Here is a 14,731-nt window from a genome sequence, read left to right as displayed (position 1 = left end):
GCGCAGTGGTGTGGTTATGTGCCTTCTACGGCACTCAACCGCACCACTGCCGCAGGCATCAACGGTTCCAGTCTCCGAGACCGTCGGATCCGCTGAGGGTGCCGCCGTCGGTGTTGACGACGATGACCGGGTCGCCCTTCTGGGCGTTCTCGAAGAACCACTTGCCATCTTCGGTGCTGACGTTGAGGCAGCCGTGCGAGGCGTTGGAGTAGCCCTGCTGCGACTCCGACCACGGAGCAGCGTGCACGAAGATGCCGCTGTAGGAGATGCGCGTCGCGTACTCGACGTAGGTGCGGTAGCCCTCCTCGGAGTCCACGGGGACGCCGTAGGTGGACGAGTCCATGTACATGTCGCGGAACCGTTCGCCGACGATGTAGGTGCCGTTGGGGGTCTCGTGCCCGACCTTGCCCATCGAGGTGGGCATGGTGCGGACCACCTCGCCGTTGCGGGTGACGGTGATCTGCTTGGTGTTGTCGTCGGCCGTGGTGATGATGGAGTCGCCGGTGGAGAATTCGGCCTTCGCTCCGCCCGCCTCGACGGTCACCTGGGTGTGCGCCGGGTAGAACTCGTTGGGCAGCCACCGGACCTGAGTGTCGTTGATCCAGTAGAAGTGCCCGGGTACGGACGGGCTGGTGGTGACGCGGATGGCGCGCAGCGCGGCGTCACGATCGCCGATCGCCTCGTCGAAGCGGATGGCGATGGGCTGCGCGACTCCGACGACCTCGCCGCCCGAGGGGCTGATGCTCGGATCGGAGAAGTTCGCGGGCGCGAGCTGCGGGGTGAGCTGCTGCGGCGCGGGTGCAGCCGGATCCGACGATCCCGGCATCCCGGGGATGGAGACGTCCGGGCCGCCCGGCCACAGTGGCGCGGCCTGTGCCGAACCGAATGCGGCGGACGCGGCAAGGGCTGTACCTGCAACGATCGCGCCGATACGGGCGAATCTGCGTGTGCGATCCGGTGATGCCATGTAACCCGACCATCCTTCGTGCTGCGTCGCGACACCCGCGAACTGTGCTGCCGCGGGGCAACGCCCATTAACACATACCGCCCCGACATTTGCTAATCGGATATCCCCGAAACGGACGAAAGAAACCACCGGTACGAGTATCTTCTCGCAACCGGTCCCGAAGCCGTCTCACCAGGCTGCGGCGGATGTGTCGGCAGCCGGGGAACGGGTATGTGCGATGGGAGCACATCCCGTCCAGACACCGGCGGTTTCCGAAACGGACTCTTCTTCGTCCGGTGTCCGTAAAGGGTGGACCGTGATCTCCGATGCTTTCCCCCGCACCCCCGTCACCCACATCGTCGTCGTCGTACCCGCGCACAACGAGCAGGATCTGCTCGACGCCTGCCTGACCGCCCTGGTACGAGCACAACGCCGAGTCCGCGATGTGGCCTCGGTGTCCGTCTCGACGATCGTCGTGCTCGATGCGTGCACCGACGACTCTGCGCGCATCGCGGCACGTCACCCGTCCGTGTCGGCTCTCGAGGTGGCACACCGCAACGTCGGCGCGGCCAGAGCTGCCGGATTCGCGACGCACGGCCCCGAACACAGTGCATCGACGTGGTTCGCCACCACCGATGCCGACACCCGGGTGGGTGAGGACTGGCTGCTCGGCCATCTCCGACACGCCGCCGAGGGCGCTCGGGCAGTGGCCGGAACGGTGGCAGTCGATTTCGAGGGTCACATCGAGGAGAACCTCGGGTTGCGGTCGTCGTACGACGCGCACTATCGAAACGAGTTCGGCCACCCACACGTGCACGGTGCCAACCTCGGCGTCCGAGCGGCGGAGTATCTCTCCATCGGCGGATTTGCACCTCTGATCACCGGCGAGGACCACGATCTGGTCCGACGCCTCGAGCTCGGCGGCTTCGAGTGCCGTCGGGTGTGCGACATTCCGGTCACGACGTCGGGTCGGCTGCGCGGCCGAGCGCCCGACGGCATGGCCGGATTCCTACGTGCCCTGGAGGCCACCGCATGAGCGAGACCGGTTTTCTCGAATCCACCGACCGAGCCGACGTCGACACCGGGTTGCGCGCCGCGTTCTTGGCGTTCGAGGCGGACGGTCGTCTCGACCTCGCGCTGCCCGGCTCGGGGTACACCGATCTGCGCTGGCAATCGCTCGCCGCCCTGAGTCGGCACAACACGGTGTTGGGCCGGTGGTCCGAAGCGCATACCGACGCGATCGCGATCCTGCACGAACTCGACGGCCCGACGCCACAGCGTGGGCAGATCTGGGGAGTGTGGGCTGCGGAACCGCCTGCTCCGATTCTCGAAGCAGTGCCGGGTGATTCGGGCTGGGTTCTCACCGGGACGAAACCGTGGTGCTCGGGCGCGTCACTGTGTACACATGCGCTCGTGACTGCACGCGTGCAGGGCAGCCCTCGGCTGTTCGCCGTCGACCTGACGCACCCGGGCGCAACTCCTGTACCGAACACGTGGCATGCAGTGGGGATGAGCGAGAGCGATTCCGGCTCGGTCGCCTTCGACAGTGTCCCTGCCGTTGCGGTCGGCGGCCCGACCGACTACCTCACACGACCGGGCTTCTGGCACGGGGCGATCGGGGTGTCGGCAGCCTGGTTCGGGAGCGCATGCGCGGTGGCGGACACGCTTCATGCTGCCGTCCGCAACAGACCCGATCCGCACCGTACTGCACATCTCGGTGCCATCGCGGCCGCACTCGGAGCGGCGTCGAGCGCACTGACCACCGCCGCAGCGGAGGTGGATGCCGATCCGTTCGACCGATCCGGTCGCGCCCGAACCCGGGCCCGCATCGTGCGGGCTGTGGTCGAGGATGCGGCAACTCAGTGCATCGACCGCGTCGGTCGCGCTCTCGGTGCAGGCCCGCTGTGCAGCGATTCCCAACACGCCCGACGCGTCGCAGATCTCACCGTCTACCTGCGGCAGAGTCACGCCGAGCGCGACCTGGAAGCCCTCGGGCACGACATCGCAGAGGAGGACAACCCTTGGTAGAGAACGCATTCGATGCCGAAACCGATGTCGGCACAGCCGAGTCGGACTGGATGTCGGCCGACTGGTCCATTCCCGGCCTGCAGTGGAAGGACGTCCTCACCATGGTCGTCGTCGCCCCGCACCCGGACGACGAGGTGCTCGGCGTCGGCGGCCTGCTGTCTCTGGCTGCGGCATCGGGCGTCGATGTTCGGGTGGTCGCCGTGACCGACGGCGACGGCTCCCATCCCGGTTCCCCCACCGTCACGGCAGAGGATCTGCGTGCGCGTCGCCCCGCCGAGTCCGAGCGCGCGTTGGCCGAATTGGGGATCGACCACTCCCCGATCCGTCTGCAGATCGCAGACGGTGACGTCGAGAACCACGAGAGCGCGGTGGCCGATGCGCTGATGCCGCTGCTCGACGCCACCCCCGGCACCTGGTGTCTGACGCCGTGGCGCGGGGACGGCCATCCCGACCACGAAGCCACCGCGCGGGCCTGTCTCACCGCGGCGAACGCCGTCGGGATACCGGTGGTGGAGTACCCGATCTGGATGTGGCACTGGGCAACTCCGAATCATCCTGCCGTGCCGTGGACACGTGGACGCCGCATCGACCTGCCGCCGCACACCCTCGACGCCAAACGAGCGTCGATCGAGCAGTTCGATTCGCAGATCCGCCCATTGTCCGATCACCCTGCGGATCGAGCGGTGTTGCCGCCGCACATATTGGCTCGGTACCGGCGACCGTTCGAGGTGGTGTTCGCGTGAGCGAGGGTTCTCGGACAAGCCTCGGTGCCGAGTACTTCCGCACCGTCTATGCGGACAAGGACGATCCGTTCATGCTCGACAGCAAGTGGTACGAGCGTCGCAAATACGCGCTGACCATGGCCTCGCTGCCGAAACCGCAGTATCGGCGCGCGCTCGAACCCGGCTGCTCCATCGGGGTGCTCACCGAGCAGTTGGCGATCCGGTGCGATCACGTGGTCTCGACCGATGTGGTGCACAGCGCCCTCGATTCGGCACGGAGGCGCGTAGGTGACACTGCTGCAGTCGAATTCGCGCTGTGGTCGCTGTCCGACGACTGGTCGACCCTGCCCACACCCGAGGCGACGTTCGATCTTGTCGTCATCAGCGAGGTCGGGTACTACCTCGATGCCGACGACCTGTCGTCGGCGATGACGCGCGTCGTCGAGCACCTCGAAGCCGAGGGCACCCTGGTGGCTGCACACTGGCGTCACGACGTGGACGACTACCCGATCTCGGGTGACCGCGTTCACGAGATCATTTCCGCCACACCGGGATTGGCACTACTGAGTCGCTATCTGGACGAGGACGTCCGGATCGAGGTCTTCGTCGCCTCGGACGGCCCGGCCGTGTCGGTCGCGAGCACCGACGGCCTCGACGTGCGGTGAATCGACTCAGTCGGACGATTCGGCCGCGTCGGCGACCAGCTGCGCGGCGAGGTCGGCGAGCTTGACGTTGGTGTCCTGCGAGAGCTTGGCCAACAAAGCGAATGCTGCCTGCGAGTTCAGGTTGTAGCGCTCCATCAGCATGCCCTTGGCCTGACCGATCAGGTCTCGGCTCGTCAATGCCGCCCGGATCTGCTGTTCTTCACGCGCGGTGGAGAACGCGATGGCCGCGTGCGCAGCGAACAGCGAACCGATCGATTCGGCCTCGGCCGAGAAGGCGTTCGTTCGGGTGGAGTGGAGGTTCAACGCGCCGAAGTTGAAGCCCTCGACGTAGAGCTGGAAGCAGATCATGCTCTTGACACCCAGCGCCGAGGCGGCGACGGTGAACTGTGGCCAGCGAGAATCGCTGTCCATGTCGTCGATCCTGATGGTGGTCTGTTCGATCGCCGATTCGAGGCAGGGACCTTCGCCCAGCTGCTCCTGAATCTTGTCGCAGTGGCCCGCCACATCGCCGACGAGGGCCGCACTGTGCACGAACTTGCCCTGCAACACCGTCGTGATGGACGCGAATTCGGCGGACGGGATGTTGGCCACCGCCGCCTCGGTGATCGTGGCCAGGACCCGATCGGGATCGGAGTGCTGGCGACGTAGTCTCTCGGCGACCTCGGCCAGTCGTCGGCTGAGCTCGAAGTCCGTGACGCGCGGATGGGCGGTCGAGTCCAGTGTCTGCTCGCTGATGGCGGTCACCTCGTCCTGCTGCGCCGGGGCGCGTCCCGGTATCGGCGAAGTGCCGACACCACAGGATACGCCCCGGCTGCAAAACTGCGAGGACCGTTAGCCGGGCATCAGAGTGTGCTGGGGGCGATCAGCGAGTGGACGAATCCGATCTTCTTCACGACGGTCGCAGGCAGCACGAACGGGTAGAGGTCCTGGTGGCCCATCGACCGGTTGATCTGGTTCAGTGCCCACGACAACGGCAGCCACCACTCGATGATCTGATCGAAACCGACGTCACCCGGCAGCGGGCTCTCCAGCGTCGAACCGGCCGGGGCCATACCGAAGGCTGCAGCCGTGTCGAGCGTGTCGCGGATGTGGAGATAGTGCGCGAACGTTTCGGCCCAGTCCTCGGCGGGGTGCATGGTGGCGTAGGAGGAGACGTAATCGTCCTCCCAGTTGGCCGGCGCACCCTCGCTGTAGTGGCGATCGAGTGCGGCCTGGTAATCGGAATCCGGATCGCCGAAGAGCTCCTCGAACGCCGCGCGGTGCTCACCGTTGCCGACCAGCACCATCTGGTAGTAGTGGCCGATCTCGTGACGGAAGTGTCCGACCAGGGTGCGATACGGCTCGGACATCGCCACACGCAACTGTTCGCGGTGCACGTCGTCGCCCTCGGCGAGGTCGAGGGTGATCAGACCGTTGTCGTGGCCGGTCATCACCTGCTGGTTCGCGCTCGAGAGCAGATCGAACGTCAGTCCCGTCGTGTCGTCCTCGTCCCGGCCGACGATGGGCAGGCCCAATTCGGTCAATTCGAGTACGACGCGACGCTTGTTGGTCTCGGCGTCCGCGTAGGCGGCCATCGCGTCGACGTCGTCGTCGGCGGGGCGAGTACGCGTGAGCCGGCACGACACGCAGAGATCGTCGCTGTCGTCGGTGTCGACGAGCCAGTTGCAGCGCGCCGTGTTGAGGTTGGCGCACATCTTCCACGTGGTGCCGTCCACCTCGGCCTCGGCGACACCGTCGTCGGCCTTGTCGGGGAGCACCAGCAGAGCTCTGCTCGGCAGATGGAAGCCGAGCGCGCTCGAGCAGCTCAGACACAGTGAGTTCTCGAACGACAGCTTCTGTCCGCATTTGCGGCAGATGAAATCACGCATGGATGTTCCTTCGTGGCAGGGGTGAGTCGGGCTCGTATTCCCGTTTCTGGACGGACTAATGCCGTTCATCGAATATGTTGTGCACATCTCCCTCGCCGTGCGGCGAGTTCGACAGCGCAATAACGTTACTCTGCGGGCTGTCACCTGCAAGGAAGCAAACCGTCGACCCACACGTTGGTACAGACTGCTTCACAACACTCTTCGAGAGGATGCGGGCCGCAGATGGCAGATCAGATCACGCCGACGAATCGGCCCATGGCACGTTTCGCCGAACGGATCTCGCGGGCCCGCGGCGAGAAGAACAGCGAAACCCTGGCGGCGGGCTTCCTGCTCGCAGCGACACTGATCGCGCTGATCTGGGCCAACTCACCCTTCGGCGAGACCTACCAGTCGTTCTGGCACACCGAACTCTCCGTCACCGTCGGCGAGCACGGCATCTCCCTCGACCTCGCCCACTGGGTCAACGACGGGCTCATGGCGTTGTTCTTCTTCGTCGTCGGGCTCGAGGTCAAGCGTGAGTTCGCGATGGGTGAGCTCACCGACCGATCTCGTGCCGCCATCCCGATCGTCGCGGCGGTTGCCGGTCTGGCCGCGCCGGCGTTGCTGTTTCTCGCCTTCAATCCGTCCGGGCCCGCCGCCCAGGCATGGGGCGTCGTGATCTCCACCGACACCGCGTTCCTCCTCGGGGCACTCGCCGTCCTCGGCCCGAAGAAGGCCGCTCGGTTGCGCATCTTCCTGCTCACGCTCGCTGTCGCGGACGATGTGGGCGCGCTGGCGATCATCGCCTTCTTCTACACCGACAACCTCGACGTGGGGCCGTTGGTGCTGGCGTTCGTCGGTCTGGCGCTGATCTTCCTACTGCGTCGGCTCGAGGTGTGGCGCGGCGTCGGGTACTTCGTCGTTGCACTGTTCACCTGGGTTGCGATGTACGAGTCCGGAGTTCACCCCACCCTCGCGGGAGTGATGATCGCGTTGATTCTTCCGGTCTATCCGCCGCGCCGCACCGAGGTGGAACGCGCGGCGGATCTGACACGCGCGTTCCGGCAGTCGCCCAATCCCGAATACGCCCGAGCCGCCCGTCTCGGACTCGATCGCGCGGTGTCGGTCAACGAACGTCTCATGCGGCTCTACCAGCCGTACACGGCCTTCATCATCGTGCCGATCTTCGCGCTCGCCAACGCCGGAGTCGTGCTGAGCTCGGACACTCTGAAAGCCGCGTCGACCTCGACGCTCACCTGGGGCATCATCGCCGGTCTCGTTCTCGGCAAGCTCGTCGGAATCACCGCTGCATCCGCTGTTTTCGCGAAGTTGAGACCGTCGTCCCTGGCTCCAGGACTGACGCTCTCACACATCGCAGGCGGTGCCGCGATGTCCGGAATCGGATTCACGATTTCGTTGTTCATCATCGATCTTGCACTCGACGACCCGTTGCTGGCCGACGAAGCACGGGTCGGCGTGTTGGTGGCCTCGGTGATCGCCGCACTGCTCGGCTGGGTCCTCTTCCGGATCGACGAGAAGATTCATCCTCCGAAGGCCGAAGCATCCCTGCGCATTCTGCGTCCGGTCGACGCCAAGCGCGATCACATCCGCGGCCCGGTGGATGCACCACTGACCATCGTGGAGTACGCGGATTTCGAATGCCCGTTCTGCAGCAAGGCAACCGGCAGTGTCGCCGAGGTACGCAAGCACTTCGGCGACGACCTTCGATACGTCTACCGGCACCTGCCGCTCGACGACTATCACCCACACGCTCGCTACGCGGCATACGCCAGCGAGGCCGCAGCCGCGCAGGGCAAGTTCTGGGAGATGGCCGACGTGTTGTTCCGTAACAGCGACGCCCTCGAGCCCGACGACATCGACGGCTACGCACGTGAACTCGGTCTGGACATGGACAGATTCGAGGACGACATCCGCACCGGCGACTACGTGGTACGCGTCGAGGACGACGAACTCGACGCCACCTCCTCGGACGTCGACGGCACCCCGACGTTCTACCTGGGACGCGGCGACAAGAATCTCACCCGGCACATCGGACCGTACGATGCGGCGACGTTGATCCGGGAGCTCGAATCCATGTGATCGTGGGCAGGGTTGCACGGAACGCGTTCGAGGCGACTGAATCCCTTCGATTCGACTTCGTAGCGTGCAACCTTGCCCGGCTCTGGCAGCTCCGTCAGCTGTCCGTGCGATTCCCCTCCGCATCCCAGTGCTCGGCAACCTTTTTCGAGGGCTGCACTCGTGGCGGTTCTCCGGGCATCTTGGGGTAATCGGGCGGGAAGTTCAGCTCTCCGCCGGGCAGGGTTTCCCACAGGTGCAGAAGAGGTTCGAGGGAGTAGGCCTGCTCGTCCATATCGGCCCACGGGTCGCCGTCCCGAACAAGCTCCGGCACCGTCACGAGGTTGTATTCACGTGGATCGGTGACGTCGGCCAACTGCGACCACGTCATCGGAGTGCTCACCGTCGCGCCCGGTCGAGCCCGCAGACTCCAGGCGCTGGCGATGGTTCGGTCGCGGTTGTTCTGGTTGTAGTCGATGAAGATGCGTTCTCCGCGTTCCTCTTTCCACCAGTTGGTGGTCACCCCGTCGTCGCGCCGTTCGAGTTCTCGACCCAGACCGATGGCCGCGTGACGCACCTGCTCGAAGGTGTACTGCGGCTCGATGCGAACGTAGATGTGGATACCCCGATTCCCGCTCGTCTTCGGATATCCCCGTAAGCCCAACTCCTCCAACAGCTCTCGCGTCACATCGGCTACTCGCAGCGCGTCCGATAACGTGGTACCCGGTTGTGGATCGAGATCGAGACGCAACTCGTCGGGATGGTCGACGTCCGGTCGACGGACCGGCCACGGATGAAACGTCAACGTACCCATCTGCGCCGCCCACACCAGCGACGCGGGTTCGGACGGACACAGTTCCTCGGCGGTGCGCTTGCTGGGGAACGCGATCTTCACCGTCTCTATCCACTCGGGAGCGCCCTTGGGCAACCGCTTCTGATAGAAGCCGTCGCCGTCCTTGTCCTGGGGGCCGAGCGCCAACCGCATGCCCTCGCGATAGCCGTCGGGCCATCGTTCCATCGCGGTGGGGCGATCTCCGATCGCCCGCATCAGCGGCTCCCCGACGGCCGCGAAGTACTCGCACACCTGCAGTTTGGTGATCTCCGGAGTACGTTCGGTCGCCTCGTAGATCACGCGATCGGGGCTCGACACTCGTACTTCGCGCTCGCCGACCTGCACGAACGCGGGAGGCGTTTTCGCGGCCATGTCTATCGTCCCCCGGCAATCACGTCGGCAACGTCGTAGCGCACCGGAACCTCGAGCTGGTCGTAGGCACACGAGCGTGGATCACGATCGGGCCGCCAGCGCAGGAACCTGGCCACGTGCCGCAGCCGCGCCCCTTCCATCTGGTCGTAGGCCACCTCGATGACCCGCTCGATGCGCACCGGAATCCAGTTGCGGTCGTTGGACGAATTCCAGCGGGTCGCCTCACCGTCGTACGTGACGTCGTCACCGAGTCGGAGCGGTTCGAGTTCTTCGAGCAGTTCCAACCGGCGCTTGTCGGTGAACGCCGACGCACCGCCGATCATCCGCAGATCGTCGCCATCGTAGAGACCGAGCAGCAAGGATCCGATACCGTTGCCGGACTTGTGGATTCGATAGCCGATCAACACGCAGTCCGCGGTACGCGCATGCTTGATCTTGACCATCTCGCGCTTGTTCGGCAGATAGATCCCGTCGAGTTTCTTGGCCACCACACCGTCGAGCCCGGCACCTTCGAAACGCTCGAACCAGTCCTCGGCCACGGCCGCATCATCGGTGGCGGAGGTGACGAAACAACTCGGGCCGCCCGTTCCCACCGCGTCGAGCAATCTCGCGCGGCGGGTCGAGAACGGCTCGGCCGTCAGATCCTCGTCGCCGACGGCCAACAGATCGAAGCCGATGAACTGCGCCGGAGTCTTCTCCGCGAGCATCGTCACCCGACTCGCTGCGGGATGAATCCGTTCGGACAGCGACTCCCAGTCGAGGCGCGTGGAACCGTTCTTCTCGCGCGGTACGACGATCTCGCCGTCGACGACAATCTTCTCGGGTAGCTCGGCCTTGATCGCCTCCACCAACTCCGGGAAGTAGCGGGCCAGGTCCTTGCCGCCGCGTGACCCGAGCACCACCTCGTCTCCGTCACGGAAGACGATGGCGCGAAACCCGTCCCATTTCGGCTCGTACGACCACACCGCAGGCCCGTCCTCGGGCTGGGCGGGCACCACTTTCGCGGCTTTGGCGAGCATCGGTGCAACCGGCACGGCAAGAGGAAGATCCACGCAGTTCATCCTGCCTCATGCAGCCGACAAGCGAGTCGGATATTTTCTACACGAGCACGGTCGATGGACACGGCACGCTCGAACCTACGAGGGCAGGACTCACCATGGCGTCATCCAACCGTTCGGTCCGCGCTCTCGTTCTCGCGCTGTCGTCGTGCGCGGCCCTGATACTCGGCGGGTGCGCCTCGGAGGTGTCCGGCACCGCCGTCGCGATTTCCGGTGCCACCATTCCCGCCACGACGACCACCACCCCTCCCACCACCCCACCGACCACCGACATCGACGACGGCGGCAGTGTCGACATCGACGTGGAGATCGGCGAGTGCGTCAACCTGGGCGGCACCGTCGACGAGGCGGCCATCGCCAACGCGACCTGCGGATCTCCGCAGTCCAACTACGTCGTCTTCGCCAAGACGCCCACCTCGGCCGAGTGCCCCGAGGACGCCGATCAGTACTACTACGAAACCTACTTCGACATCGAACAGGGAGCGCTGTGCCTCGACATCGACTGGCAGGTCGGCGGATGCATGGACCTCGTCGGTGAATTCGCCCAGCGGATCGACTGCGCCACCCCCGGTGCCGACACCCGCCGCGTCGTGACCATCCTGCAGGGCACCTCGTCCGTCGACGACTGCCCCGACCCGGCGCAGTACGGGTTCGAGAAGGACTCACGCAACTTCGTCGTCTGCGTCGAACGGTTGTGACCTCCTCGGAGATCTCGGTCTCGAGCGCTCGGGGGCGCTGGATCGTCGCAGCAACGGTCCTCGGGTCGGCGCTGGCAATGCTCGACGCCACCGTGGTCAACATTGCGCTGCCGGCCATCGGCCGTGATCTCGGTGCCGGTGTCACGGGTCTGCAGTGGACGCTGAGCGGCTACACCCTGGCACTGGCGTCGCTGATTCTGCTGGGGGGCTCCCTCGGCGACCGGCTGGGTCGCAGACGGGTGTTCGTCTGGGGCACCGTCTGGTTCGCGGCCGCATCGGTACTGTGCGGGCTCGCCCCCAGTATCGAGGTACTGATCGCAGCGCGACTACTTCAGGGCGTCGGTGCGGCACTGCTGACGCCGGGGTCGCTCGCACTGATATCGGCGTCGATCAAGGCCGAGGATCGAGGAGCCGCGATCGGTCTGTGGTCGGGATTGGGCGGCGTCGCGTCTGCGGTCGGTCCGTTGCTCGGGGGCTGGTTGGTCGACGCCGTCGGGTGGCGTTCGGTGTTCCTGATCAATATTCCGCTCGCCGTCGTCGTTGTGTGGGTGGCGGCGAAACACGTTCCGGAGAGCCGGGATCCGCATGCGGCCGGTCGGCTCGACGTACCGGGCGCGGTGGCGGTGGCGGCAGCATTGGGGCTGCTGACCTACGGGCTGATCGAATCACAGGTTCCGGCAGTACTTCTCGGCGTCGTGGCCGTCGCTGTGTTCGTCGTGATCGAGCGACGCTCACACGATCCACTGGTCCCGCCGTCGCTGTTCGCATCGCGAGTGTTTCTGGCGGCCAATCTCGTGACGTTCGCCGTCTACGCGGCCCTGGGCGGAGTGTTCTTCCTTCTGGTGCTGCAGCTGCAGTTCGCCGTGGGTTACTCGCCCATAGCGGCCGGAGTGGCCACGCTACCGATCACAGCTCTCATGCTGGTGCTGTCCGCCCGCGCGGGGCGCATCGCCGGACGCATAGGTCCGCGTATTCCGATGACCGTGGGACCACTGCTTGCAGCGCTGGGTTTGGTGCTCATGCTCCGCATCGAACCCGGCTCCACCTATGCCACGGATGTTCTGCCCGCGGTTGTCGTCTTCGGGCTCGGTCTGTCCGCTCTGGTGGCTCCGCTGACCGGAGCGGTGCTGGGCGCGGTGTCCACCGATCGCGCCGGAATCGCGTCGGGCGTCAACAACGCCGTGGCCCGCACCAGTCAGCTTCTCGCCGTGGCCGCGCTACCTGCGCTCGCGGGTATCGCCGGGTCCGATTATTCTGCGGCGGAAGCGTTCTCGGACGGCTTCCACACCGCGATGCTGATGTGCGCCGGACTGCTGGTGATCGGTGCCGCCATCGCGGCGGTGATGATCCGCGGCAGCGCCGAGGACGCGTCGGACTGCCCACCGCACTGCGATATCGGGACTCCGCCGGTGGCACGTCGACGGTCCGCCTGACGGACACCGAGCGTCTCGTGGACCGATCCGTTCAGGGGACGACGAGCACGGGGCAACCCGCATGATGAAGCACGTTCTGTCCCACCGAACCCGGTACCGTGCCCCGGCACCGACCGCGGCGACCCACGACCAGCAACTGCGCGTGCACCGAGCGCTCACGCAGGTGCCGCGCGGCCGAGCCGACGGTCGCTCGGACGCTCGTCTCCACATCGTCGAACTTCTCACCGAGCTGCTCCACGACCTCGAACAGCCACCGTCCCTGCTCCACCTTCAGCGCACTCCAGTCGACGCTGTCTGCATGCGGACCCGAGGGTGCTTGCAGAACGTGGCTCACTGCCAGCGGTGCACGCAGACTGCGGGCGTACTCGAACGCTGTGAGCAACACGGCCTCCGCCCGATCGGAGCAGTCGACCCCCACCTCCACCGGCAACGCACCGTTCTTCGATTCCGCCGTCGGCGTTCGGAACACCATGACCGCCGATTGCGCACCGTCGCAAATTCTGACGGTCTCGCCACCGAGGACGGTGCCGTCGGAACTACTGGATCCGACCACCACGAGACTGGCCCACTTCGATATCGTCGCCATGAACGGCGCTATCGGCCTGCGGGTCAGAACGGTCTCCACGTCCACCGACGATGCCGTCCTGTGAACGACACTCTCGGCCTCGACCAGAATGTCGCGGCCGGTCGACCGAAACGCCTCGAACAACTCGCGGCCGTCGGAGCCGGCCGTGGACCCGGGAAACCACTCGGTGTTCGGAATGGCGTGCACGAGCGTCACTGGGATGTTCTCGTCGGCCGCGTACCGAGCGACCCACGCGCACGCCTCCAGTGCGGTTGCCGATCCGTCGATTCCTACGTAGACGGGCCACGGTCGATCGTCCGAACTGGTCACCACGCATCGGTCCTCTCGTTGTGCATCCCACCGACACGGACGATGCCGGTCGGCGCGCGAGCGCAACAGGGGACAAAGTCCTCGGTTCGAGTGTTCGGTCCTTCCCGGACTAGCCGTCACCTCTCGATACGACGACCTCGAGTGCGCCGGTCTCCGCGGACGATGCTGGTACGTGATCAGCGCACGACGAGGACCGAGCAGTCGGCGTGGTGAACGAGGTTCTGGCTGACCGATCCGAGGATTGCGCCGCGGAGGGCACCTCGGCCTCGGCACCCGACGACCACCATCTGCGCCGACGCAGACATCGCTCGCAAACCTCGTGTCGGGCTCGACTGGGCACTCACCGTCGTGAGCTTCACAGCCGGGTATTTCTCGTGCATCTTCTCCACATGAGTTCGCAGCCAGCGCTTCTCGTGCTCGCGCACCTCCTGCCAGTCGATGTACCCGGCCCCCGTTCCGATGCCGGCCTGGGCTGCGAATCCCCAGTAGTTGACCGCGACCACCGGAGCGCCCATGTTGTCTGCCATCTCGAGGGCGATGCCGAGCGCTCGATCGGACTGTTCGCTACCGTCGATCCCGACCACGATCGGGCGGCCCGCATCGGCCCGGTCTCTGTCGATGCGGAGCAACAACACCGGGCAGTGCGCGTGCGTGATGACGCGCAAAGTGTTGCTACCGAGCGTCAGATCGCGGATCGCGCTCGACTTCCGCGATCCCAGTACCACCATTTCTGCGCCGACGTCGGCCACGTACGATGCGATGGTGCCGTCGACACCGACGGTTTCCACCGATACCGCGGGAGCTGTGTGGTGTATCTCGCCCTCAGCCCGGACCAGGTGTTTGCGTCCAAGAGCCCGGAGGTCCCTTTCCAACGCGCCGCCGTCGACGAATGCCGCCGACCCGTACCAATCCCCCACCGGGACAGCGTGAACGAGTCGTACGGTCGCGTGGACCTTCTCTGCGTACGTCGCTGCCCACCGAGCTGCTGCCTCGGCCTCGGCCGAGCCGTCGATACCCACGACGATGGGAAGCGTTCGGCCTCCGGATTCACTCATGTCGTCTTCCTGTCTCGATGTCGCCGGTCGTGGCCCGGTCACGCATCACCGTGATGCGCTGCCGTTCGGTCGAATCGACAGTAGAGGCGCATCCGACGCCTCGG

The 14,731-nt window shown here is 65.7% G+C and carries 14 protein-coding genes; 7 read left to right on the top strand and 7 right to left on the bottom strand.

Annotated features, from left to right (window positions below; genetic code table 11):
- Window positions 1-58: 58 nt before the first annotated feature.
- Window positions 59-967, bottom strand: coding sequence for a L,D-transpeptidase (locus CH273_RS17595; protein ID WP_032396743.1), 909 nt, complete (start codon window positions 965-967; stop codon window positions 59-61).
- A 295-nt stretch (window positions 968-1,262) separates the two neighbouring features.
- Here CH273_RS17595 and CH273_RS17590 point away from each other — a divergent pair, with 295 nt between their 5' ends.
- From CH273_RS17590 to CH273_RS17575, 4 genes are read left to right on the top strand one after another with little or no spacing between them, the layout of a single operon-like run.
- A complete protein-coding gene (locus CH273_RS17590) occupies window positions 1,263-1,982 on the top strand; it encodes a glycosyltransferase family 2 protein (RefSeq protein ID WP_032396744.1) in 720 nt (239 codons plus the stop codon).
- A complete protein-coding gene (locus tag CH273_RS17585) occupies window positions 1,979-2,974 on the top strand; it encodes an acyl-CoA dehydrogenase family protein (RefSeq protein WP_032396745.1) in 996 nt (331 codons plus the stop codon). Before CH273_RS17590 ends, CH273_RS17585 begins: the two co-directional genes overlap by 4 nt.
- A complete protein-coding gene (locus CH273_RS17580; RefSeq protein ID WP_032396746.1) occupies window positions 2,968-3,717 on the top strand; it encodes a PIG-L deacetylase family protein in 750 nt (249 codons plus the stop codon). Before CH273_RS17585 ends, CH273_RS17580 begins: the two co-directional genes overlap by 7 nt.
- The gene (locus CH273_RS17575; RefSeq protein ID WP_032396747.1) at window positions 3,714-4,361 is read left to right on the top strand and encodes an SAM-dependent methyltransferase; all 648 of its coding nucleotides are present in this window, start codon (window positions 3,714-3,716) and stop codon (window positions 4,359-4,361) included. Before CH273_RS17580 ends, CH273_RS17575 begins: the two co-directional genes overlap by 4 nt.
- 6 nt (window positions 4,362-4,367) lie before the next feature.
- Here the strand turns inward: CH273_RS17575 and CH273_RS17570 are convergent, their stop codons facing one another.
- Window positions 4,368-5,105, bottom strand: a complete 738-nt coding sequence (locus CH273_RS17570) for a GAF and ANTAR domain-containing protein (RefSeq protein ID WP_094638027.1) — start codon at window positions 5,103-5,105, stop codon at window positions 4,368-4,370.
- A 98-nt stretch (window positions 5,106-5,203) separates the two neighbouring features.
- Window positions 5,204-6,229 carry a zinc-binding metallopeptidase family protein gene (locus CH273_RS17565; protein ID WP_032396748.1) on the bottom strand — a complete coding sequence of 342 codons (1,026 nt, stop codon included), beginning with the start codon at window positions 6,227-6,229 and terminating at the stop codon, window positions 5,204-5,206.
- Between the two features lie 222 nt (window positions 6,230-6,451).
- Here CH273_RS17565 and nhaA point away from each other — a divergent pair, with 222 nt between their 5' ends.
- Window positions 6,452-8,308, top strand: coding sequence for a Na+/H+ antiporter NhaA (gene nhaA / locus CH273_RS17560; protein WP_032396749.1), 1,857 nt, complete (start codon window positions 6,452-6,454; stop codon window positions 8,306-8,308).
- Between the two features lie 94 nt (window positions 8,309-8,402).
- Here nhaA and CH273_RS17555 read toward each other — a convergent pair whose 3' ends face one another.
- Both CH273_RS17555 and CH273_RS17550 read right to left on the bottom strand, forming a co-directional pair.
- Window positions 8,403-9,488 carry a DNA polymerase domain-containing protein gene (locus CH273_RS17555; RefSeq protein ID WP_032396750.1) on the bottom strand — a complete coding sequence of 362 codons (1,086 nt, stop codon included), beginning with the start codon at window positions 9,486-9,488 and terminating at the stop codon, window positions 8,403-8,405.
- Between the two features lie 2 nt (window positions 9,489-9,490).
- Window positions 9,491-10,540 (bottom strand): ATP-dependent DNA ligase, encoded by a 1,050-nt coding sequence (locus tag CH273_RS17550; RefSeq protein WP_032397278.1) that lies wholly within the window; start codon window positions 10,538-10,540, stop codon window positions 9,491-9,493.
- A 104-nt stretch (window positions 10,541-10,644) separates the two neighbouring features.
- Here CH273_RS17550 and lppU point away from each other — a divergent pair, with 104 nt between their 5' ends.
- Together lppU and CH273_RS17540 are read left to right on the top strand one after the other, a co-directional pair.
- Entirely contained in the window at window positions 10,645-11,244 is a 600-nt protein-coding gene (gene lppU, locus CH273_RS17545; protein ID WP_032396751.1) for an LppU family putative lipoprotein, read from the top strand.
- Window positions 11,245-11,321: 77 nt separating this feature from the next.
- Window positions 11,322-12,677 carry an MFS transporter gene (locus CH273_RS17540; RefSeq protein WP_371828384.1) on the top strand — a complete coding sequence of 452 codons (1,356 nt, stop codon included), beginning with the start codon at window positions 11,322-11,324 and terminating at the stop codon, window positions 12,675-12,677.
- A gap of 31 nt (window positions 12,678-12,708) precedes the next feature.
- Here the strand turns inward: CH273_RS17540 and CH273_RS17535 are convergent, their stop codons facing one another.
- Together CH273_RS17535 and CH273_RS17530 are read right to left on the bottom strand one after the other, a co-directional pair.
- Window positions 12,709-13,575, bottom strand: coding sequence for a universal stress protein (locus CH273_RS17535; protein ID WP_032396753.1), 867 nt, complete (start codon window positions 13,573-13,575; stop codon window positions 12,709-12,711).
- Window positions 13,576-13,748: 173 nt separating this feature from the next.
- Window positions 13,749-14,627, bottom strand: a complete 879-nt coding sequence (locus CH273_RS17530) for a universal stress protein (RefSeq protein WP_032396754.1) — start codon at window positions 14,625-14,627, stop codon at window positions 13,749-13,751.
- Between the last annotated feature and the right edge of the window lie 104 nt (window positions 14,628-14,731).

Origin of the sequence: Rhodococcus sp. 05-339-2, from assembly GCF_002258965.1 — a bacterium.
GTDB lineage: Bacteria > Actinomycetota > Actinomycetes > Mycobacteriales > Mycobacteriaceae > Rhodococcoides.
This window is presented reverse-complemented; position numbering and strand designations above follow the sequence as displayed.

Bases quoted from the DNA above. Each gene is read 5' to 3' on its own strand.
- CH273_RS17595 (WP_032396743.1), bottom strand. From the start codon at position 967: ATGGCATCACCGGATCGCACACGCAGATTCGCCCGTATCGGCGCGATC.
- CH273_RS17585 (WP_032396745.1), top strand. From the start codon at position 1,979: ATGAGCGAGACCGGTTTTCTCGAATCCACCGACCGAGCCGACGTCGAC.
- CH273_RS17565 (WP_032396748.1), bottom strand. From the start codon at position 6,229: ATGCGTGATTTCATCTGCCGCAAATGCGGACAGAAGCTGTCGTTCGAG.
- nhaA (WP_032396749.1), top strand. From the start codon at position 6,452: ATGGCAGATCAGATCACGCCGACGAATCGGCCCATGGCACGTTTCGCC.
- CH273_RS17555 (WP_032396750.1), bottom strand. From the start codon at position 9,488: ATGGCCGCGAAAACGCCTCCCGCGTTCGTGCAGGTCGGCGAGCGCGAA.
- lppU (WP_032396751.1), top strand. From the start codon at position 10,645: ATGGCGTCATCCAACCGTTCGGTCCGCGCTCTCGTTCTCGCGCTGTCG.
- CH273_RS17540 (WP_371828384.1), top strand. From the start codon at position 11,322: ATGCTCGACGCCACCGTGGTCAACATTGCGCTGCCGGCCATCGGCCGT.
- CH273_RS17530 (WP_032396754.1), bottom strand. From the start codon at position 14,627: ATGAGTGAATCCGGAGGCCGAACGCTTCCCATCGTCGTGGGTATCGAC.